Below are 21,958 nucleotides of genomic sequence, written 5' to 3' on the forward strand. Positions count from 1 at the left end.
AGAGCAGCTCGTGCGAATCGACGATCGCCGCCGCGAACTCCTTGACCTCGTCGCCCGCCAGCAAGTTCGGATACTCCAGCCGCATCATCAGCGAGCAGGTCGGATTGATCGCGGCGATTTTGTAGCCCTCGCGCACCAGCGGCAGCATCGAATCGATATTCGCGCGCGCTTCCTTGCGCGCGAACTCAACGTCACCGCCGTCGAGCGCCGGCATCCCGCAGCAATTCTGCTTCGGGCATGTCACCGCGCATCCGTTCTTCGCAAAAACCTCGACCGCCGCCTTGCCCGGCTCGGGGTTGTAATAATTGACGAAGCACGTTGGAAAAATCGCGACCTTCGCCGCCGGCTCTGCCGGAATCGGCGGCAGCGGATTGCGCTCGAGCCACTTGTCGAAAGTCTCCGCGGCGAAGTCCGGCAGCAGCTTGTCGCGATGTATCCCGAGCAGCTTCTCCATCATCACGCGCTGAAACTTCTGCCGGCACATCATGTTAGCGAGCGCCGGCGCCGTCGCTCCCACCTTGCCGAGCTGATCCGGACGTGCCAGCACGCGCTCGCGCAGCCCGACGCCGTCCTCTTTGGCGTTCACCGCCTTGGCCCGAAGGATGAGGCGCGGGAAATCGAGCTGAAATTCGTGGCCGTCGTGCGGCGTGTACGGACATTTCACCTCGCACAGCTTGCATCCGTAGCAAAGGTCGATGACGCGCTCTTTCTCGGCCGCCGTCAGCGCTTGCACATCGCCGTCGTTGCGATCGACGGCGTCGAACAGCGCCGGAAACGACGGACAAAGAATGAAGCACAAGCGGCACCCCTGACAGATGTCGAAGACCCGCTCGACTTCCTTGTCGAGCCCAGCGCGGTCCCAATACTTCGCCTCGGTGGAATTGTAAGAGAGGCCGTCAGTCGGCCTCGACTCGATTCGCTTAGCCATCAATTTCCGCGACCGTTCCGCTCTGTTTCCTCTCCCTGTAAGGGAGAGGATGAAGGTGAGGGTCCTGTTGCAGCGCTACCGCGCGATTCAAGATTCCGCTCCTTTCTCTCCGCGACCGGTCCCCCTTCCCACTTATGGAAAGGGATTAGGGGTTAGGTTGCTTTCGCGCGATGCCTGCTAGAGCGTGGTCTGTGCCTTCGCGAAACGTCCGGCGTGCGACTTCTCGGCCTTGGCGAGCGTCTCGAACCAGTCCGCGATTTCCGGGAAACCTTCTTCACGCGCTGTCTTCGCCATTCCGGGATACATGTCGGTGTACTCGTGCGTCTCGCCATGGACCGCAGCTTTGAGGTTCAGGATCGAATCGCCCATCGGCAGTCCGGTCGCAGGATCGCCAACTGACTTTAGATAGTCGAGATGCCCATGCGCATGCCCGGTCTCGCCCTCGGCAGTATCGCGAAAAAGGCCCGCGATTTCTGGCTGGCCTTCAACGTCCGCGACCTTGGCGAAGTAGAGATAGCGGCGATTCGCCTGGCTCTCACCCGCGAACGCGTCCTTCAGATTCTGATGAGTTTTGGTTCCTTTGAGATTTGCCATTTTCCTTTCTCCCTGAAGTGTTGATTTAGTTGATTGCTGAATCAGCCGCGCGGCTGCTTCGTTCGATTTGTCTTTGCGCGTTTGGAGCCGCATTCGTCGCACAGCGCGTGAATTTCCAGCGATGACCCGATCACCGTGAACTCGCCGAGCGCCGACTGTCCCGCGAGCAGCCGGTCCAGCCGCAGAATCTCGATATCGCGGATCCGCCGGCATCTGACGCACACCACGTGATGATGCGGCGTGGTGTTGCCGTCGTACCGCGCGCCGTCGTGCAACATCGTGACCTTGCGCGCCTCGCCGATGTCGCACAGCGTTTCGAGCGTGCGATGCACGGTCGCGAGCGAGATGTGCGGATGCTGAATGCGTACGGCGGTGAAAATTGCGTCGGCCCGCGGATGCTCGTCCGAGTCGAGCAGCACCTTGATGATCGCCAGGCGCTGCGGCGTGACCGCCAGCCCGCCCCGCCGGCATCGCTCGGCGAACTCCGAGAGCCGCTTCGCCGCGTAAGGACCGCGCCGTCCTTCATTTACGAGCTGTAGTTCCATAACCTAGATGATAATAATTATCATCTAGTTACCGCTGTCGCAAGCCGAGCAATCATCCGCCGCGCGAATGAATCCTATACCTCTCCCCCCGGGAGAGGACGCGCCTCCGGCGCGGGTGAGGGCGCCGGCATTGCGCTCGATGCTAGCGCCCTCACCCGCGCGCGCGACAAGTGTCGCCGCACGACCTCTCCCGAGGGGAGAGGTAAATTACAGACGCGGCAGGATCGGCGCTCGGCGGCAGTCCGGCTTCGTCAGCAGCATCTGCACGTCCCCGATATACCGCTCGCGGAAGCCGGCTTCGCTGTAGCGGAGGTAGAACTCCCACATCCGGATGAATTCTTCGGGATAGCCGAGCGCCCGCACGCGCTCGATGTTCTTGAACATCCTGAGCCGCCAGTGTTTCAAGGTCTCGGCGTAGTTGGGCGTCAGGTCCTCGAGATGGAACAGGCGCAGGTCGCTCGAGCGCGTGAGCGAATCGCACAGCGCCGTGACCGACGGCAGGAAGCTGCCGGGAAAAATGTACTTCTTGATGAAATCGACGCGCCTGGTCGCCGCCTCGTACTCGCGGTCGGTGATCGTGATCGCCTGCAACAGCATCATGCCGTCGGGCTTCAGCAACTCGCCGCATTTGCGAAAATATGAATCGAGGAACTGATGCCCGACCGCTTCGATCATCTCGATCGACACCGCCTTGTCGAACTGGCCGGTCAAGTCGCGGTAGTCCTTGAACAGCACGGTGATTCGCTCCGACAGCCCCTCGGCCGCGATTTGCTTGACGGCGTAATCGTGCTGCTCGCGCGAGATCGTGATGGTCGTCACGCGGCATCCGTAGTTTTTGGCCGCGTGAATCGCAAACCCGCCCCATCCGGTGCCGATCTCAACGAGATGATCGTGCGCGCGCAGATCGAGCTTGCGGCAGATCCGGTCAACCTTGGCCATCGCCGCCTCCTCGAGCGTGGCGTCGGGACGCTCGAAAATCGCACACGAGTACATCAGCGTGCGATCGAGTATCAGCTCGAAGAAATCGTTGCCGAGATCGTAGTGCGCTGCGATGTTGCGCTCGCTGCCGGTTCTCGTGTTGCGATTTAGATAGTGGATGACGCGGCGGACCGGATTGGCGAGCCGCGCGAGGCCGCCGTCGATACCCTCGGTCACGTCGCGATTGCGAATCATGATTTGCACCAGCGCGGTCAGATCGTCGCTCGTCCACGATCCCGCCATGTACGCCTCGGCGGCGCCCATGCTGCCCGCGAGCGCGAGGTCGGAATAGAAGCGATGGTCGTGGACACGAATAGTCGCGTGCAAATCGGCATCGGACAGATTCTGTCCGAATGGAATCCGCTCGCCGCCGTCTTCGATTTCGATGTGCCCGCTTTTGATTCCCGCCAGGCGGCTGAGAACCGCGCGGCGCGCAAAACGATCGAGGATCGCCGGACGACGCGCCCGGGCCGCATCGACGCCCGACGCAACTATGGAATCAGACTTGCCCATCTCGACGCATTCGATTACACGCGGTCACGTCGCGGCGCAAGCGCGAAAAGGGAAACCAACTTAATTGTAGTGTGAAACCCGCCTGGGTTTCACGCTTCCTTGGGCAGGGGTGACCCCTGCACCCAGAATTAAAGAAAGATGCGGGACGGAGTTTACCCTGAGTACTCGTAGGCGTTCTTCCCTCTCCCAAAGGGAGAGGATCGAAGGTGAGGGACCTTATTCAGCGCGCGTTCTTACGCGCGCGATTCAGGATTCTGCTTCTGCTCTGAAGGCGCGCCGAGGTTACGCATTCGGAGCGGACTAGGGTGCGGGTTCGGGTTCGGTTACTGAAACTCCGGCGCTCTGCGGTGCAAGCTCCGGGAGCGACGGAATGATTCGGCGCCCAGCCTCGATGCTCTCTCGCGCATACGCGATCGCCGGGGCCATCGACGGAACCGACGCGCGCGGCTTCGCCGCAATCCGGTCTTCGTCCAGCAGCTCGGGCGGTACCTGGCGCAGGTCCCAGATTATGCCGCAGGCTTCGAGCAGCTTGAGCGTGTAGTAGGTGATGTCGATTTCCCACCAGAAAAATCCGTTGCGCGCGGCGGCCGGAAAGTGATGGTGATTGTTGTGCCATCCTTCGCCGAGCGTGACCATCGCCAGTGCGAAGCTGTTGCGGCTGTCGTCGTTGGTCTCATAGCGGCGGCGCCCGAAAACGTGCGCCAGCGAATTGATCGTAAAGGTGCCGTGCGCGAGCACCACGGTCGAAATGAAAAAGCCCCAGACCAGCATTTGCGCGCCGGTCGTGTGCAGGCCCGGCGCATGCCGCTGAAGCTCCGCACCCAGCCCGAACAGCGCGAAGCCGAGCACCGTCGGAATCAGCACGTCGAAGCGATCGAGAAACATCAGCTCGGGAAACTTCGCGAGATCGCGCACGACGCTCAGCTCGGATCGGAAGTTCGCCTCCGACGTGATCCATCCGATGTGGCTCCAGATGAAACCCTGCTGAGCTGGTGAATGAACGTCGGTCGGCTCGTCCGAGCGCTGATGATGCAGACGATGATGCGACGCCCACCATAGCGCGCCGCGCTGCACCGCGGTCGCGCCGATTGCCGCGAATACAAACTGGCCCGCGCGCGAAGTCTTGAACGATCGATGTGAAAAATAGCGATGATAAAATCCGGTGATCGCAAACATCCGGATGAAGTACAGCGCGATGGCGACGCCGACCGCCACCGGGCTCCATCCGACCCAGATGACGCCCAGGCACATCAGATGGACTACTACGAACGGGATGCATCGAAACCAGTCGGTCTTCTGCGGCTCATCAGGATCGGGGCTGCCGCCAACCGAGGTATCGAACCATCGTGCGATCGCAATAAGAAACCTGCGGGATTTTCCCGCCTCACCTGTCGTCATTCTGTCTCCCCACCCATGCGCGGAATTCCTGCCGCATGGACGTTGTCATAATGCACAGATTTACACTTCTATGTGAACAGGCACCAAGACGCGTCACTTGGCGGGCGTAAGCATCTCGACATCGTCGAACCGCGTGTAGTCAACGCTTCGGCTGCCGTCGGGGTGGAGCACCAGCACGTCCGCAAAGCGTGCGCCCCAGACGATCTCGTCAAGTTCGTAGGTATGTCGGGCGTGAACGGTCTGAGAGAACGTCTCGTCGAGACCAATGATAGACACGATGATCTCGGGCGCGCAATCGGCGAGCGATTCGCGCGTCTGCCCGAACAGCGGACTGCCCTCGACGATCCGATGAACCGCGGTCCACGACAACGCGAACATCGCACTGCGGCTGCGCGTCATTGGGAAATCGTAAAGACGCCGAACCGTGTCGCCCTCGACCGTGACTTCCTGGCGGGCCAACACGACGTGGATTTCCGCCTCGACGATCCGGTTCGCGCGCAAGTTAGCCGCGCGGATCATCAGGCTTGGCGTCCCGTCACGCGGACCGATCACCACGTAGCGGCTGAATCTCACACGCGCAGTGGGGCGCGAGAACTTCGAGAAAACCAGCCCCGTCATCAGCGCGAGCGCGAGCAATCCGGTCAGCGCCTCTACTGAGACCAGGATGTTCGAGAAGATCGTGACTGGCTCCATCTTGCCGTAACCGATCGTCGCCATCGTCTGCACGCTGAAAAAAAACATGTCGGCGAACGACCCGGTGCGCGCGTTCTCGATTCCTTGATCGAGGTAGTAGCCGGTGGCGAACAGCAGGTTGGCGATCGTGAAGGCGGCGGCTATCAACCCGATCAGCGCAGGCCACGAAGACGTCACCAGGAAGTGGTAAAGGTCCTCGAAAGCGCCAGTGGGAGCGCCATGAATCAGACCGTCGCCTCTGAGACTGCCAAGCTGAACTCTCCGCTTCGCCATCGCGGAGAAATATAGCGGAGCGCGACGCGCACAGGCGAGAAGGGGAAGGCGAGTCACTACATCGCGTTACTCTTTAACCGTCATGCGGATGGGAAGGAAGCGGGGCCCGAGCTCGTGATCGATTCCCAAGTGCGTTCACTCGGCGCCTGACGGCATCTGTTCGCCATTCGGTAAATTGAGCTATCAGCAACGCATACGCGATGGTGAAGATACCGAGGGCTGCGGCAATTGCGAGGTGCGGTGCAGTTGGTTGCCACATTCGTGGCGGAACGAGCCATGCGCTGACAAATACCATCAGCGGGCCATGCACCAAATAAAGGGTGTAGGAGAATCCCGCCAGTCCGCGTGCCGCTCGAGAATAGAGTCCGGACCGGCTCCTGGCAGAACTGCGCAATATAACTAAGATCATCGCAGCCGTCGCGGCTCCAACGACGAAGTCGCCACACTCATTGATGTCGGTCTTGAATTTGAGTGCCGCAACCACCAGCACCGCAGTCCCAACCGCCGCTAAAACCCAGAGATATCCCGGCTGGCCGGGCTTTTCGGGCGCCAGATTTATCGTCGCGCCGAGCAGCCAAATCAGAAAGTAAGTCCTCATTGGCTGCGCGATGAAAAGCACGACAATGCAGGCAGCGGCGCCATACAACACCGAAGTCCAGCCGGCTTTCCCCAACGGAAAGGCCAGCACCATCAGCGGGAAGAGCACGTAGTACCAGAATTCGTAACTCAAGCTCCACAGCGGTCCATTGGCACCGAACGACGGCGTCAGGATGCCCTGCAGGAAAAACGCGTTGCCGAGCATGATGCCTGCGGAGAGATGTGGTAACACAGCGTCGCTATGGTTCGGCGTCAGTCCGCCGTAGATTCCCGAGGTCCCAAATAGATGTATCCCGATGACATCCCAAACTGCTCCGATTATCAGTGCCGGGATCAACACGACATATAATCGAGTAAGCCGATTTGTCGCGTAGTCGCTCCAACTGAAGTTGCCGTCCATCCGCCCACGCAGCGCGATCCTCCCAACCAGAAATCCGCTCAGCACAAAAAAGATCATCACCGAGTAGTGACCAAAGGCTGTGACGAAATAGACGATCCTAATCAGAGGGTTCCAGGGCACTCGGATATCTGAAGGGTCCACAAGAAAGCCCTGGCGCAGATGAGCGAGTGTCACCGCTATCGCGGCAACTCCTCGCAACATGTCGAGATGATCGGATGCTGCGGTGCCGCGCAGCGACTTATCAACGAGCATATTTCGTGACAACAGCTCCGTCTCGGTCCGGTAAGAGGCTATCCAGGGAGACGTTACCGCGCGAACGCCACTCTCAACGCATCCGCGGCCTGGCGCTGGCCTTCTTTGCCCTTGTCCAGGCCGTCGGCGAAGCTGACGAAGCCGTGCGTGACGCCTTCGTAGCGCGTGCAGGTGGTTTTGACTCCGGCGGCGATCAAGCGCTCGGCGAAACGTTCGCCCTCGTCGCGCAGCGGGTCGTGACTGGCAGTGAGTACCAGCGCCGGGGGCAGGCCGCTCAGGTCTTTCGCGCGCAACGGGCATGCGTAGGGATTATTTTTTTCTGCGATAGGGTCGGTGTAATTTTTCCAGAACCACTCCATGTCGGCGCGCGACAGCACGTAGCCATCGTTGGCGAATTCCTTCTGCGACGGAGTGGCCAGCGCGCAATCGGTGACCGGATAGAGCAACAACTGAAAATTGATCGCCGGTCCGCCGCGATCGCGCGCCATTATCGATACTACCGCCGCCAGGTTTCCGCCCGCGCTGTCGCCGCCGACCGCGAGTCGCGCACCGTCCGCGCCGATCGAAGCCGCGTTTTCCGCAACCCACTTCGTCGCGGCGTAGCAATCCTCGGCGCCGGCCGGGAAAACGTGCTCCGGCGCGAGCCGGTAATCTACCGACACGACCACGCATCCCGCCTGGTTGGCCAGCGCCCGGCATACGCGGTCGTGACTCTCGAGATCGCCGAGCACCCATCCACCGCCGTGGAAATAAACCAGCACGCCCATCGGCTGATTTCCCTCGGGCGTATAGACCCGCGCCGCGACGTTACCCTCGGCGCCCGGAATCTGCCGATCCTCGACGCGATAGATCGCCGGCGGCGGAATCGGATTCGCCTCCAGCAGCGCGCGCATCTTGGCCCGCGCCTGCTCGGCAGTTTCCGCCCGCAGGAACATCGGCCCGGCCGCGTTGAACACGTCGAGCATCACTTTCATCTGGGGATCGAGCGCAGTGGACATGCGCGATCATTAGGCGACACGGCATCGAGAGGCAAGCGAAAGTTGCCGCTGATTCTCGAATCGGAAAAAAGTTCGCGCGGCAGATGCCAAAAAAATTAATTTTCGAACTTGTGGAAGTCGGCGCGCCAGTGGGCGCGGAACCAGGGGGCCCCGTCCCGCGCGCCGAACACGTCGGCGCTGACGATCATGTCGTCGCCGGCGATACGGCAGTCGAGGTTGGTGACTTCGTCCACCGCAAATGTCGGCGAGAAGCCGTCGCCGCGGGTTTTGTATTCATCGAAGTTCAGCCGCGACCGCATCGTCGCGTAGGCGCGGCCGTCGGTCGAAATCGGCACCACATGGCCGCGCGCATTGATAATCTTCTCGTTCGGCTCGACGCCCGCTTCCGTGAACGTCAACGTGAACGGTTGATTGCCGACGCGCTTGTAGCACAGACGATAATTCTTCGTCGTCCAGAACCCGATTTTATGCGCACCCGGTTCGCTCCTGATCCAATCGAGCTGACTCACCTGTCCCTGCCAGCATCCGCGGAACACCGAGGGCAGCGCCGGAGCCGCTTGCGCCGTCATCGGCGCGACGTTGACGGGCGGCGGCGGAGCCGGTTGCGGTTGTGCAGGCGGTTGATTCCAACCCGGCAAAAGTTGAATCGTGTTGCCGCCATCACCGTTAGACGGCGCTATCCTGATAGCCGGCGGCTGCGCCGGCGGAACGTAAGGCTGATTCTGATTCGCCGGTCCGGGGACCTCGAGCGTGGTCTGCGCGCGAGCGGCTCGACTCGCGATCGAAGCCAGTCCACACACGAGGATGCACAGTATAAGGATACGGGTTCGCATCGAGCTGCTCGGTTCCATTCTATTATATACGAATGCATTTCGAGTGCCGTTGCTTTTGACGACTGCGCCGTAGCTTGACCGTGAGGCGAGGGCTACCATCGAAAAAAGCTAGGAAGGGGGCCTCACACTCCCAATTATCCAATGGAGCGCGGGCTCTATACTTATCCGCGCGCGACAACGGAGCGCGGCCTTAATACTAAAAAAAAATGAGCGATCAAAATGTAAATTTCGAAGCGGCGTGGGCTGTCAGCCAGGCCCCCGCGACTGGACGGCGCGCGCAGGCGCATCGATTAGCCAACGCGATGCGGCGCGTAATCGACCATTTGGTGCAGGTCGCGGCACCCGAAGAAGACCTGTCTGCCGCTGCCGACGCGCTCGAGCGCTACGCCCGGCGCCTGTCCAAATACCCCATTTCACGCAGCTACGAGGGCTTTGCCGAGAGCGCCAATGCCGGCGATCCTCACGCGTTTTTCGATCACAGCCCGCTGATTGGAATCTCAAACCCGCTCGCGCCGCCCATTCGGCTGGCCGTGCTCGGCGACAAGGTCGAGGGCCGCGGCACGTTCGGCGTCGCGTACGAGGGTCCTCCCGGGCATGTGCACGGCGGATTTCTAGCCGCCGCATTCGACGAAGTTCTCGGCATGGCGCAGTCGCTGACCGGCAATCCCGGCATGACGGGGACGCTGACGATTCGCTACCGGCGTCCGACCCCGCTGCTGACCGAGCTGGTCTTCGAGGCGTACGTCGAACGCGTCGAGGGCCGCAAAATCTTCACGCACGGAACGCTGTCAGCCAACGGCACGCTAACCGCAGAAGCCGAGGGCCTCTTCATAGCAGTCGGCCAGGAACGCTTCGCCGCAATGGCCGCGATGGTAACGGAGCGCCCGATCGCGAAGAAGAAAAAGTAACACAGGCCAAGCTCCTCACTGGGTGCAGGGGTCACCCCTGCCGCCCGCCGCGCAGGCGATTGTTCTCTTATAGAGAAGCAACTAGTCGGGACGCACCAACCCCGACAAACCCGCAAACAGCAGCGGCGTGATCGTCCAGCCTGCGAGGATGTGCATCCACAAGTACCATCGCAGCAGTCGGCTCGGGACTGAGCTTGGATCGCGTGACTCTCCGCTGCGCGTCGCTCTTCCTGACACTAGATGGCGCGGATTCGGACGCCAGTATTTGTCCTGATGCAGCTCGACTACCGGCAGGAAGTTTTCCAACGAATAGATCAGCGGATTGAAGACTGGATAATGCGGCGGTGCATCTCCGCTCGCGACGAATTCGCGGTAGGCGGCCTCCTCAGTCGGCGTGATGATCCGCCGCCGGTAGCCCCATCCAAATAGAATCGTGCCGAGCCCCACGAACCCCGCGATCCACCACAGCGCGCGCAGCGGCTGGTAGCCGAAGCCGATCGTGATTTGCATCATCACGCTCCACGCGCGCTGCGCAAGGCTCTCATGGCCGAAGCGGCGCTGTGCGACTTCCTTGGCGATACGCACTTGTGTCGCGCCGTCGTCGCGCCCCATCTCGCTCAGGACTTTTGCCAGCTGACGAAATGGCTGCGGATGGTATTCCGGCGCTTGCAGCCCAATCCATCGCAGGCGCGACGTTCCATCGCTGGGACCGCCCGCAATGTCGCCGTACACGAAGCCGTTGATCACGAGATTGCCGGGCGCAGGCCAGCTCGCCTCGTCGTCCCAGATTGCGCCGGCGTGCGCGTCCTCGAGGTCGAGCACCGTCTTCGCCGTGTGCTTCACCTCAAACCAGTAGAACGTGCCATCGATTGTGGCGCGCTCGGCGTCGAGCTGACCATCGCCCCTGAACTCGACGTCGTGAAAGCTCAGATCGTGCCCAATTTTCGCCAGCCGCGCGAACACGATCCCGTCTGTCGTGAAGCCGTCGTGAAACAGCACATCACCGGCGACCTTCGCCTCGACCAGGTTGACCGAATCCTCACCTGCATCGAGGATTCGCGCGCCGGTCAAGTCGAGCGTCCCGTCGATTCGCGCGCGCATGAAACTCATCGAACCGTAGTCGCCCATAATAAACGTCGCGTCGCCGTGCACGTTCGCCAGGTTGCCGAACACCGCGCCGGTGCGCGAGCGACGCACTGTAAAATCCTGCAGATGGGCCGACAGCAGGTTGATTCCTTCGGGCACGTAGCAACGGATGAGAGTCAGCGGCTTGTCCACCGTGGCGTAGGAGAGATCGAGACTGCCTGTGATCCGCGCGCCCGCCAGTGCGAGTCCGCTGGGATGCACGAATCGCGACGCTTTGGGATCGCTGAGTAGCCACACGACTATTGCCGCGCGCACCGTTCGCTCGGCGCCCCAATTTTCGGCGTGCGCGGTATCGTTGGTTGCGTTGTCGGTATCGTCGCTGGGTCCCAACCACGGCACGTCGCGCATCGGCGCGGCATGCAGCAGCTTCCGTTCAGCCGCGCTCAGCGCAGGGCCGAATTTCTGCAGCGCCATCAACTCAAGCGCGCTACCTGGATTGGCAGAAGCGCCAACGGCGTCGGAATCAGGTCGATCCGTTTCGGCCGCAAAGGATTGCGACGCGGCGAACATCAGCAATGCGATCGCAATTGCGGCTACGACTGATTTTCTCTCTGTGATCATCGCAAAGGCCAACACTTCGATGCCGCGGGATCGCGGCGGTCGGACCGGGAATATCAGCGCCGAACCCAAAGATGCAACCGGGCGAGCGAATCGGGCCGCGCTGGCAGGATGCGGAAAAAAAGGGGGTTCTCCGACGAGTCTGAGTCGAGGTCTTTGGCCGAAGCAGAGGATATTAGCCCTAGGCTGACCGAACCGGCTATGCGTTTAGCTCCTCGAGCAATGCCTTGGCGTCCTTCAAATCGGCTGTGTCGAAGCCCTCGGTGAACCAGTTGTAGATGTCGGCGAGCATCGTGCGTGCCTCGTCGCGCTTGCCCTGCTTCGCGAGCAGCCGCGCGAGACTGGTGGTCGCGCGCAGCTCGAATGATCTGGCTTCCTCGCTGCGAGCAATCCGGATCGCGTCGCGGAAGAGGTCCTCGGCCTCGCGCTCGCTGCAGCGTCCGGCCTCCAGCTGCAGCTCACCCCGGACGCGCCTCACAGCAGAGGAGAACCTCTGCGTCCAGGTGGTCTGGTCCAACAAGGCCAGCGCTTCATCGAATCGGCGGAGTTTCCTGAACGCCTCGAACACATCGAAAAGGGCACCGCCACCCGCCAAGCCCACCGCACGTCGCGCGGCCATAGATCGCTGAACCTCGTTGAGCCCTTCCTCGACGCTGCCCTTTTTCACCAGGCACCAAGCGCGCCAGTAAGTTCCCTCCTCTCTGTAGAACCCGAACCCGTGCTCATCCGCCAGCACGCGCATCTCATTCGCCGCTTCCTCAAGCGCAGAGACTTCGCCGCGATCTCGGTAGACCGTACAGACGCCCGAATACGCCGAGCATAACGGAAAGGGCCTCCCGAGCTTGCGCGCCAGCGTCAGCGCTTCGCGGCAACGCTCAAGAGCCTGGTCCGGAAAACCGAGGCACCAAAGAACATCACCAAGAACGTCGAGGGCCGTAATGCGCGGATCCGCAACCGGAAAGACCGTGTGCTCCGCAATAGCGGGAATGAGAGCGATGGCTTTCTCGAGATGCGCGCGGGCGTCACGGTGCCGGCCCTGGTATCCGAGGCTTTCTCCAAGCGCGGTGTTCGCCCATAGCAGCCTTGCGGGGCCGGGTTCACGCTCGGCCAGCGCAACGAGCTGTTGCGAAGTCTCGAGGTCGTTCTGCCATTGGCTCTTGAAATTGTAGAAGAACCTGAGGCCCAGCAGCACGCGGAAGGTCCGCCGGGTGTCGCCCAGCTGCGTGCAGAGATCCCGGGCGCGCGCGAACGCCGCGCCCACCTCGTCATCGCCGGGACCTCTAGCTGCGGCTGCAGCCTCGGCGAAGGTCAGTTGCAGGCTCGCTTCCTCGCGCCGGCGCTCGTCGTCCTCGGGCAGGCTTTTCAGCAATTGGAGTGCGGCGTTCAGATGGACGATTGCTTCGCTGTGGGCCAAGCGCCGATGAGCCTGCTGGCCCGCCAGGCCCAGATATTCCAGCGCCTTTCGGACGTTGGCGCTGCGGCCGTAGTGGTAAGCGAGTTGGCTCAGATGATCGTCGATTGATTGAGCGAATGACGCTTCCATGGCGGAACCGACTCGTTCGTGCAGCAGCTTTCTGCGCTCGATCAGCACCGAGTTGTACGCGACATCGTGGGTGAGCGCGTGCTTGAAGGTGTACTCGACGTCGCCGACCGCGGGCTGCTCGTAGATGAACTCGGCCAGTTGAAGGTTGTTGAGCATCGAATCGATCTCGTCGTCGGGCTTCTTGGTGATCTCGCGTACCAGCGCGAGCGGAAAGTCTTTTCCGATCACGGCTAGGGTTTGCAACAGCTCCTTCTCAGCCGCGGGCAGGCGGTCGATCCGCGCCGCCAGTATCCCCTGCACGGTGGGAGGAATCTTTAGCTCATTGAGCGACTTGGTGACCTTGATCGCCGCCCCGTCGCGTAGCAGTGCACCCTCATCGAGCAACACCAGTACCGTCTCTTCCATGAAGAACGGATTGCCCTCAGTGCGCTCGATAATCAACCGCTTGAGCGGCGCGAGTTCGCCGCCGTCGCCGAGGATCGCAGAGAGCATCTCGTCGGCCGACTCTTCGCCCAGCGGATCGAGCCGCAACTGCGTGTAGTAGGTCTTCGAGCCCCACTGATGCGAGTACTCGGGGCGATAGTTGACCAGGAGCAAGATCTTCGCGGTCCCAATCGAGTCGGCGAGTAGATTTAGAAACGCCTGCGTCTCCTCATCGATCCAGTGCAGGTCCTCGAACATCAGCATCAGCGGTTGATTCAATGACTCGCGCAGCAAGATTCGCTTGATCGCGTCGAGCGTGCGGCGCTTGCGGATCTGGGCATCCATGCCCGCGAGCGGATCGTCCTCGTCCGCGATGCCTAGCAGCGCAAGCACGTATGGGAGCGTGTCCTCCAACGCACGGTCCAGTGTCAGGACATTGCCGGTGACCTTCGCCCGACGCGCGCGTTGATCATCTTCGCCCAGGATTTTGAAATAGTTGTACAGCAGGTCGATGACCGCAAAGTAAGCGGATGCCTTCCCGTGCGACACGGAGAAACTCTCCAGCACCATCCAGACCTGACTGGTTCCTGGCTTTGAACTCGTAAAAGAGGCGCGACTTCCCAACCCCCGGATCGGCCACCGCGGCCACGATCTGCCCGTGCCCCTGCCTGGCGAGCTCGGCCGCATGACTGAGCGCATCCATCTGCCGCTCGCGCCCGACAAACTTTGTGTACCCTCGGCTGGCTGAGCGTTGAAGCCGCGTGCGCAGCGTGCCGAGACCGGTGACTTCGTAAACGTTGACCGGCTCGCTGACGCCCTTGACCCTGGTCGGACCCAACGGCTTGAGCTCGAAGTATCCCTCGACGAATTTGCGCGTCTGCTCGCTGATTGCGATCGAGCCGGTCGGCGCGAGCGCCTGCATCCGCGAGGCGAGATTGTTCGTGTGGCCGATTGGCGTGTACTCAGTATGTCCCTCGCCCGTCGTGATCGAACGAACGACGACCTCGCCGGTGTTCACACCGACGCGCGCTTCGAGTGGCAGATTGCCTGCCTCGCGCAAGCGCGCCGAATAGCGTTTCAGCTCTTCTTGCATCCGCAGTGCCGCGTACAGCGCGCGCTGCGGATGGTCCTCGTGCGCGACGGGTGCGCCGAACAGCGCGAAGATGCCGTCGCCGGTGGATTGAACGATGTAACCATCGTAGCGGCGGACCGCATCGATCATCAGCTTAAGTGCCGGATCGATAATCGCGCGCGCTTCCTCGGGATCGAGGTCCTGCTCCAGCTCCGTCGAACCCTTGATGTCCACGAACAGCGCCGTGACCGTCTTGCGCTCGCCTTCGAGATTTTCAGGGGCGGGCGCCTCAGCTACTCGAATCGCTGAATCACTCGACTTCTTTGCCGAGGCAACCGCCGCGGGCGCTTCGAGCGCCGTGCCGCACTCTCCACAAAATCGTTTGCCCGCTGGATTTTCGGCGCCGCATTTCGGACAAAGATTCGCCAGCGCCGCGCCGCAATCACCGCAGAACTTCTTGCCCGCTGGGTTTTCAGTTTTGCAATTCGAGCAGCGCATCGGCCTTGCGAGGAAAGTTAGATTCGGTGCTGACTGCGAGGCCGCGGCTGTCAAATTTCATGGCGACGAGTTCCTGACGTGTGCAAACCTGCCACTCCACTTCGCGAAGTGTCAATCACGCCGGTTGCTTCAATCGCGGTGGCGGTGCTTAGAGTTTTCTGTCGCGCAATCAGAAGGAGACCGACGTGGATGCTGCACAGAAAGAGAGACTCGCCGCACTGCTGGCTGAGGTCAAGGTCGCAATCCTGGTAACCCAGGGCGATCAGTGGCCGACCGCCACCATGCAGGCGTTCGCCGAGACCCCGGAGTTCGATTTGTTGTTCATCATGAATGACGCGTCGGAGAAATTTCAAAACCTGATCAAGCATCCCCACCTGAGCGTGTTCATGGACGCGCGCGAGAAGGGCAAGATCGAGACCTTCGAGATCTCGCGCGTGCTGATCCAGGGCGTCGCAATCGAAGTCGCGCGCGACAGCGCGGAATGGGAAGCCTCGAAGGAAATATTTCTGAAGAAATGCCGTTCGAAGCGCCATTCTTCAAATACCCGACCCTGCGCATGATGCGCGTCAAGCCGACGCGGCTTTCTTACGCAGGCGCGGACCGCGTCGCGTTCAAGGCGGAATTGTAGGCACGCGCCGCTTCAGAGTGTGCCGAGAAAGGCCACCAGGTCCTGCTTGTCCTGATCGCTAAAGCCAATCGCGAAGCGCTGGTCGTAGAAATTCACAACGTCCTCCAAACTGTGGGCAGAGCCGTTGTGAAAGTACGGCGCCCGTGCGGCCAAGCCGTGCAGTATCGGGCCCTTCACTTTGCCGACGTCCGCGCAATTGCCGCTGATCATCGCCTTGCCGAGATCGGTCACGTTGAAAATCTGCCCCGCCAGCGGGCCGGTGGTGTCCGTGCACGCCACCGTGAAGACCGGCAGTCCGGATACGTCGAGGACTGGTGGAATCGCGTCGGCGACGCCGATGTTGAGCGCAAGCTTTTTGGAGTGATTGCCGACGTTGGGCGAATCATGGCAGGTGGTGCAGGTGCCGGTGGTGAGAGGGTTGGCGCCGAGAGGATCGGTCGAGAACAAATTCAGTCCGTTCACACCGCTGACCGTAAACTCCCGCGTGTTGAAAATCGCCTCGCCCCGGGCAACTGACGCGCGATCCGGATTCGGCTGATTCTGCCACGCATCGTAGAGCGTGAAGACGTTGGGGTCGAATCCCGCCGACAGCGAATCGTTGATGCCGATGAAAAAATCCTGCTGCGAGAGCGCCAGTGGCCCGCCAGTCGCCCCTTGCGAATGCAGCAGACCGGCCTCGAAGTCGAACTCTTGTGCGTCGAAAATCGACGATTCGAAGCTTACGATCTGAGCGACCTGCGTTGGGCCTGGAGGATTCGCCGCTTGCGCATGGCCCAGCGTGGCGTCGATTGCCTGACTCTGCAGCGACGGTTCTCTACCGTCCCACATGATCGACAGCGGAGCGCACGTGGTCTGACCCGCCGGACACCCCGTCAGGAAGTGCAGGTTGGCTGAAGGCAGTGGCCGCCTGTAAACCGACACCGTGGGAGTGGTCGATGACAGGTCGGTGCAGCCATAAGGATCGTTGACCTTGGTGATTACGAAATCCGCGGCGACCGGAGGACTGGATCCCGCTTGCGTGGCAGGCAGCGGCAGAAAGATTCGAATCAGTCCCTTGGATAGCAGCAAGCTGTACGCCTTGAACCTTTTGAATAACGTGCTGACGTCGTCATTCGAGCAGGTGGCGCCATCGACCACGCGGAAAATCGGGTCCGTACCCCCACTCAACAGGAAACGGAGCTGGATCGACTCGGCGCTGACGCCCCACGCGCTGCGGGGTTCGTGGCAAGTCGCACACGCGCGTCCGTTGAGACCCAGACTCTGAAAGAAAGGATTGGTTGCCGTATTGGTCGGCGCTGCGAGGTTGTAAGTCTCGACGATCCCGGTGCGATCGACGCTCGGCAGAGTTTGCCCTATCACCGGCGGAAAAACCCCGGTCGAGGAACTGTTAGGCCCGGTGTTGTGGACCTTCAGCGCGAGCTGATGAACCACCGCTGCCCAATGAGGAATCGGAGGCTGCTCCGATTGCGCCCCTGCGCACCGGGCTACGGCCAGAGGAAAGCGATCGCGACACAGCCAACAGTTCGGTTCAGACGCATAGGCCAAACCTCTCTAATAGTGGCTTAATCGTTCACAATCGTACTCGCTGTAGCAGAATGTATCTCATAGCGCCACACATGAGCATGCAGTTCAATTGCCGGCTCCCGATCGCGTGCTATAAGAAAGGAGCTATGCCGAGGATTTCTCAATGACCAATCTCGCCGACAAAATCGCACCGTATGTCGCTCACTTCCGGCGCGACGGCTTCGTCATGGTGCCCGATTTGCTCGGCCCCGACGAACTCGATCGCTACGGCGCCGCGGTCGATGGGGCGGTCGCGCGGCGCAAGCGCTTCGACAGTCGCAAGCTAGGCGAGAAGACGCCTTACGAACAGTCGTTCATCCAGTGCATCAATCTGTGGGAGGACACGCCCGCGGTTCGCCCGCTCACCTTTCATCCGATTGTTTGCGAGGCGGCCGCGCGACTGCTCGGCGTCGGCACACTCCGGCTGTGGCACGACCAGGCGTTATACAAGGAAGCCGGCGGACGCCTCACCGACCCGCATCAGGATCAACCTTACTGGCCGATGGTCGAGACCGACACCATCACAGCGTGGATCCCGTTCGACGGCTCGACCCACGCCACCGGATGCATGGGCTACGTGCCGGGCTCACACGCGGTCGGGTTGCGCGAGTTCGTGAACATCTTCAAGCCCGAAGACGCGCTCGAAATTCTGAAGATGCCGCAGATCAAGGACACTCCGCCGGTATGGGTCGAGGTCCCGCGCGGCGGTGTCGCGTTCCATCACGGGCTGACCGTGCACATGGCAAAGGCGAACAGCGGCTCGCAGACGCGGCGCGTGCACACGATGATTTTTTTTCGCGACGGCTCGACCCGCAAAAATAATTTTCCGCATGACTCCGTCGAGCGCTACCACATCGAAATCGGTGCGCCGATCGACAGCCCCGTGACGCCGATTGCATGGCCGCGAACGGCCGGGGACTTGCCCGAACCGCCCGCCGCGCCAATCTCCAGGATTTTCGCCCAGGCTGTCGAGCTCGGCGCCTTCCCCGACAAGACTGGCTGCGCCGACCGCTAGCTATCAGCCAGCAGTCGGACGCGGCCAGCGCGTTGCTACATCATCGGGCCGTATGGTCCAGGTCCTCCGACCATACCGTGCGATTTCTTCGACATGACGTCGAATGTGCCGAAGATTCCCTCGCTCTCCATGTTCGGCCCCGCCGTGAAATACAATGAAGTGGTCGCCGCTTTGTTGGTGCCATTGCCGAAGACCAGCGCCCACAGTCCGTCGACAATCAGCGGGTTGCCCTTATTGTCTTTGGGCTGGCCGACCTGAGTGCCCATGCCGGCTCCGTTGATGGTATATGCGTTGATGTTTCCGTCACCGAAGTTTCCGATCCAGAAGTCACCGCCCAGGGGACCGAAGCTCGTCGGCGTGAGCACCATCCCCCACGGCGCGTTGAGGTTGCCGCCAGTCGCGAAACGAGCCTCGAACACGCCCTCAGTGCTGAAGATATCGATATAACCGGCGCCCACCTGATGCACGGGGTCGTGTTTGGCAGCGTCCTGCATCGCGTAGGTCACCCACAAATTGCTGGTGCCAAAAAGCGTAATTCCGAAAGGCGCGAAGCCTGCAATCGGATGCGGGTCGGTGAAGGTCCCGGTCAGCGACGTCACCGGGTTGTAGGAGCTATCGAATACATCGACGTTACCCGATCGGAAATTCGTCGCGTAGATGAACTGATGCCCGTTGAGCGTGGCGATGGCGAGGCCCTTGTACACCGCCCCGGTAGCCGCCGTGGGTATCGCAGAGTTGTCCGCGTGGCGCACGGCGTCGAGGTTGTCAGCCGGCTGCCATCCCGCGATGGTTCCATCTTCGGTGGCGAAGATGAAAAGGTCGCCGGTGAAATCGGTGGCCGTACTGTTGAAAACGATTCCCGTCGGTGCCGCAGTGGCGGTGCTGCTCCCGGGCGGCGGGATCGTCACGACGAACGGCGTCTTCTTCGCGACGTCCACGATCTTTCCAGTGCCGTCGTACAGCGTCGAGACTCCGGCGTTGTTGTCGGAAACCCAGAACGGTGTCGGCCCCTGCACCAGGCCCCATGCATTGAGCAGATTCTTGTCGGTGACCTTCCCCTTCAGCGGCTTCCCCGAAGTGACCAGGTTGGTTTGAGTGTAAGCAGCCGCCTTGGTCTTGGCATCCGGCGTCGGCGGCATCTGGGCGAATGCACTCGCCGCCGCGCCGAGCGCGATCGCGCTCGCGCCCAGCAAAGGTAATATTTTGCGGTTCATCGTTTCCTCCATATGAAAAGCCAGCGCGAAAAATTGGCTGGCTCTCGTGGCTAAACCGACGATGAATGCAGATGGTTCCCGCCGTGCCGGGAATTTGGATCGGCTCGGTGAAATTCCGTATTGACTCTCGCGCGCCGCGAACGGAATACTACTCGTTGACAGGAAGATTAGTCAGTAGCCGGAATCAGCGTGTAGTAAGTATAGTATGTGCTGCCATAGCGCGTGAGACTGCGAAATACTATTGGAATTGAGTAGTCAGATCGGTGGCCGAACGGTAATTGACTATTTGCAATTCACGCTCTTCACTACATTACCGCCGCCGCCGAAGTGCATGTTGTGATCCAAAACGACTTCACATCGCGTGACGTTCGCCGACAGCCGCCGTGAAATCTGCGCGGTGGTGTTCGCATAGTTGCATTGCAGCCAGTAACCGCGCTCGCTCTTCGGCAATTGCCACGCCTGGATGATATTGTCTCCGACGGTCTTCTCGTTGTCGGGCACCAGCGACGCCTGCTCCGCCGGAGGACCGTCGAATATCGTCACGCCCGCAACCGCAGTCTCGTAGCCGGAATACGTCACCGCCCAATCGGGCCCCGGTGCCGACGCTCTCTGCTCGACGACGATAGTCGCTGGACAAGCGGACTCGGCGTGCACCAGATTCACCGGCGCAATCGCGCAAGCGAAAGCGATCAGAGCGAATGTGACTTGCTTCATCGGTTACCTCTCGAAGTATCATATATCGGACGAATGCGGCGCTCAGTTCCAAGTTTTGGGGCAGGACAGTCCGTCCTACGTCGAGCGAGCAACTGCTCGCGTGTACACAGGAGGATCTCATGGTCACCGAAGATTACGTCGGAAAGATTTTCAAGGGGCTTGAGCACGGCGATGGCGCGGGTTTTTTCGAGCATGTAGACGACAAGGTCGACTGGATTGTCGAAGGCACACATCCGCTGGCCGGTCACTACAAGTCGAAATCTGATTTCCTGGCCGGGACCTTCGCGAAGCTCGGCAAGGTTCTGCCCAACGGGGCTCAACTCGTCGTCGAGCATCTGCTCGTGAAGGATGACCAGGCGGTCGTGGAACTTCACTCCTTGGCCACGGCGAAGAACGGACTAAGGTTCGACAACAGATACTGCTGGGTCGTCCACTTCGATGGTGACACGATCGACCGAGTGAGGGCCTATCTCGACTCGGCGATGGTCGCGCGTCTCTTCGAAGAAAACCCGATCTAGCGTCGGCATGGGAAAAAACGAGTGCGGGGCGGTGTCGCGATTCATTTCGCGCTCCCGCCCCGCAGCATGGGGAACTAGCTCGCGGCATCGCCGCGCTGATCGTCGATCGGCTTACTGCTCGACGCCTGGTTTCTTGAGGTATGGTTTGCCCGGCCGCGCGATTATCACAATCGCTATAGCCACTCCCGCCAGTAACGATAAAACTTCCATCATACTAACTCTCTTGCGCGTGCGAACCTTAAAGTCGATTTCTAACAGCGCGCGATTTCAGGTCGATTGTCCTTTGGCTCGCCGAGCCGCTTTGCGAATCGCCCGTGCGTTCATGCCGCGACGCGCGCATCTGTCGAATGAAGTAATTCAGGAACGCTGCGGGAAGTCGGTTCGAAATCGATTTTATTCGTCTGAACCGGTTTCTTCCCGTGCGTGGTATGCGATGCGTCTTTGCTTACAGGCTCACGAACGAAAGAACGATGTACGCCAGGGTCAGGAACGCGAACGCCATTCCGGGCAATTCGCTGAGCACACTGTTCTGCGCGATCCGATCCGCGGCGACAGTCTCGGTCTGCTCCTTCACCTGCTGAAAGCCTGCGAGCCTCTGATTAATTGTGGTAGCAGCCATTTTCGTTGCCTCCCGTAAGTTCGTTTGACAGCAGGGGTAGAGCAAGGGTGGTGCCAGTGACCGAAGTGCTTATTTCGTTCAAGTATTTCTGATCGGCGCAGTCGCAGCCATTTGCGATTCGCAAAACAAGGCCCTTTTCTCGCGAAAACTCCGCTATTTGCGCAGAGTCGGTGAAGGCAGCCGCGCGACTGCATGCAGCAAACTCGTGCCTTTCTAGATCGCGCTCTATGTTACGAACGCGTTACGGACGGGGTATCTCGATGGCTCCCACCGCGTACGCCACCGCCGCGGACGACGTCAGCAGGTCCGCGCGGCTTTGAATTATCGTGTAGCGCGCGTTGGCGAGATCGCGATCGGCGGTCAGCAACTCGACGATGGTGCTGAGCCCCTGCCGATAGGTGTCGAGGTTGGCGTCGTAACTCTCCTGCGACGCGGCGAGCAGGGCCTTGGCGTAGTCGTAACGGCTGAGCGCGGTCTGGAATTCGTAGTACGCGCGCCACACGGAGCTGATCGCATCGACTTCGAGCGACTTAAGCT

Annotated in this window: 21 protein-coding genes; 4 read left to right on the forward strand and 17 right to left on the reverse strand. The window is 60.8% G+C overall.

Annotation, left to right across the window (positions count from 1 at the left end):
- From VIW95_RS09440 to VIW95_RS09480, 9 genes are all read right to left on the reverse strand, one after another.
- On the reverse strand, positions 1–928 hold a 928-nt coding region (locus VIW95_RS09440; RefSeq protein WP_331585758.1), incomplete at its 3' end, for a heterodisulfide reductase-related iron-sulfur binding cluster.
- A gap of 177 nt (positions 929–1,105) precedes the next feature.
- Positions 1,106–1,522, reverse strand: coding sequence for a rubrerythrin family protein (locus VIW95_RS09445; RefSeq protein WP_331585760.1), 417 nt, complete (start codon positions 1,520–1,522; stop codon positions 1,106–1,108).
- A gap of 41 nt (positions 1,523–1,563) precedes the next feature.
- Complete coding sequence (locus VIW95_RS09450) at positions 1,564–2,067, reverse strand: transcriptional repressor (protein ID WP_331585762.1); 504 nt, start codon at positions 2,065–2,067, stop codon at positions 1,564–1,566.
- Positions 2,068–2,274: 207 nt separating this feature from the next.
- The gene (locus VIW95_RS09455) at positions 2,275–3,558 is read right to left on the reverse strand and encodes a cyclopropane-fatty-acyl-phospholipid synthase family protein (protein ID WP_331585764.1); all 1,284 of its coding nucleotides are present in this window, start codon (positions 3,556–3,558) and stop codon (positions 2,275–2,277) included.
- A 300-nt stretch (positions 3,559–3,858) separates the two neighbouring features.
- Complete coding sequence (locus tag VIW95_RS09460; RefSeq protein ID WP_331585766.1) at positions 3,859–4,956, reverse strand: acyl-CoA desaturase; 1,098 nt, start codon at positions 4,954–4,956, stop codon at positions 3,859–3,861.
- A gap of 93 nt (positions 4,957–5,049) precedes the next feature.
- Positions 5,050–5,922 (reverse strand): ion channel, encoded by an 873-nt coding sequence (locus VIW95_RS09465; protein WP_331585768.1) that lies wholly within the window; start codon positions 5,920–5,922, stop codon positions 5,050–5,052.
- 73 nt (positions 5,923–5,995) lie between these two features.
- Positions 5,996–7,171: an acyltransferase gene (locus tag VIW95_RS09470; RefSeq protein ID WP_331585770.1), complete on the reverse strand. Its 1,176-nt coding sequence runs from the start codon at positions 7,169–7,171 to the stop codon at positions 5,996–5,998.
- A gap of 53 nt (positions 7,172–7,224) precedes the next feature.
- Entirely contained in the window at positions 7,225–8,169 is a 945-nt protein-coding gene (locus tag VIW95_RS09475) for an alpha/beta hydrolase (protein WP_331585772.1), read from the reverse strand.
- 95 nt (positions 8,170–8,264) lie between these two features.
- Positions 8,265–9,002, reverse strand: a complete 738-nt coding sequence (locus tag VIW95_RS09480) for a hypothetical protein (protein ID WP_331585774.1) — start codon at positions 9,000–9,002, stop codon at positions 8,265–8,267.
- Between the two features lie 206 nt (positions 9,003–9,208).
- Between VIW95_RS09480 and VIW95_RS09485 the strand changes: the two genes are divergently transcribed.
- Positions 9,209–9,910: a PaaI family thioesterase gene (locus VIW95_RS09485; RefSeq protein WP_331585776.1), complete on the forward strand. Its 702-nt coding sequence runs from the start codon at positions 9,209–9,211 to the stop codon at positions 9,908–9,910.
- Positions 9,911–9,991: 81 nt separating this feature from the next.
- On the opposite strand, the gene VIW95_RS09490 is transcribed toward VIW95_RS09485, so the two are convergent.
- The 3 genes from VIW95_RS09490 to VIW95_RS09500 form a co-directional block, all read right to left on the reverse strand.
- Positions 9,992–11,617 carry a hypothetical protein gene (locus VIW95_RS09490; RefSeq protein WP_331585777.1) on the reverse strand — a complete coding sequence of 542 codons (1,626 nt, stop codon included), beginning with the start codon at positions 11,615–11,617 and terminating at the stop codon, positions 9,992–9,994.
- A 196-nt stretch (positions 11,618–11,813) separates the two neighbouring features.
- On the reverse strand, positions 11,814–14,129 hold the full coding sequence (locus tag VIW95_RS09495; RefSeq protein ID WP_331585779.1) for a hypothetical protein: 2,316 nt from the start codon (positions 14,127–14,129) through the stop codon (positions 11,814–11,816).
- A complete protein-coding gene (locus VIW95_RS09500) occupies positions 14,050–15,150 on the reverse strand; it encodes an adenylate/guanylate cyclase domain-containing protein (protein WP_331585781.1) in 1,101 nt (366 codons plus the stop codon). Before VIW95_RS09500 ends, VIW95_RS09495 begins: the two co-directional genes overlap by 80 nt.
- A 185-nt stretch (positions 15,151–15,335) precedes the next feature.
- On the opposite strand from VIW95_RS09500, the gene VIW95_RS09505 reads away from it, so the two are divergent.
- Positions 15,336–15,710, forward strand: a complete 375-nt coding sequence (locus VIW95_RS09505) for a pyridoxamine 5'-phosphate oxidase family protein (protein WP_331585783.1) — start codon at positions 15,336–15,338, stop codon at positions 15,708–15,710.
- A gap of 80 nt (positions 15,711–15,790) precedes the next feature.
- Here VIW95_RS09505 and VIW95_RS09510 read toward each other — a convergent pair whose 3' ends face one another.
- A complete protein-coding gene (locus tag VIW95_RS09510) occupies positions 15,791–17,209 on the reverse strand; it encodes a hypothetical protein (RefSeq protein WP_331585785.1) in 1,419 nt (472 codons plus the stop codon).
- A gap of 256 nt (positions 17,210–17,465) precedes the next feature.
- Between VIW95_RS09510 and VIW95_RS09515 the strand changes: the two genes are divergently transcribed.
- Positions 17,466–18,356 (forward strand): phytanoyl-CoA dioxygenase family protein, encoded by an 891-nt coding sequence (locus VIW95_RS09515; RefSeq protein WP_331585787.1) that lies wholly within the window; start codon positions 17,466–17,468, stop codon positions 18,354–18,356.
- 35 nt (positions 18,357–18,391) lie between these two features.
- Here the strand turns inward: VIW95_RS09515 and VIW95_RS09520 are convergent, their stop codons facing one another.
- A complete protein-coding gene (locus tag VIW95_RS09520; RefSeq protein ID WP_331585788.1) occupies positions 18,392–19,570 on the reverse strand; it encodes a TIGR03118 family protein in 1,179 nt (392 codons plus the stop codon).
- A gap of 282 nt (positions 19,571–19,852) precedes the next feature.
- Positions 19,853–20,284, reverse strand: coding sequence for an STY0301 family protein (locus tag VIW95_RS09525; protein WP_331585790.1), 432 nt, complete (start codon positions 20,282–20,284; stop codon positions 19,853–19,855).
- Between the two features lie 119 nt (positions 20,285–20,403).
- Between VIW95_RS09525 and VIW95_RS09530 the strand changes: the two genes are divergently transcribed.
- Complete coding sequence (locus tag VIW95_RS09530; protein WP_331585792.1) at positions 20,404–20,802, forward strand: nuclear transport factor 2 family protein; 399 nt, start codon at positions 20,404–20,406, stop codon at positions 20,800–20,802.
- Between the two features lie 445 nt (positions 20,803–21,247).
- Here the strand turns inward: VIW95_RS09530 and VIW95_RS09535 are convergent, their stop codons facing one another.
- Positions 21,248–21,421 carry a hypothetical protein gene (locus VIW95_RS09535; protein WP_331585794.1) on the reverse strand — a complete coding sequence of 58 codons (174 nt, stop codon included), beginning with the start codon at positions 21,419–21,421 and terminating at the stop codon, positions 21,248–21,250.
- 241 nt (positions 21,422–21,662) lie between these two features.
- Positions 21,663–21,958 (reverse strand): TolC family protein (locus VIW95_RS09540; protein ID WP_331585796.1); only part of this gene is annotated, 296 nt, incomplete at its 5' end.

It is taken from the genome of Binatus sp. (SeqCode) (assembly GCF_036522015.1).
Classification (GTDB): Bacteria; Desulfobacterota; Binatia; order Binatales; family Binataceae; genus Binatus.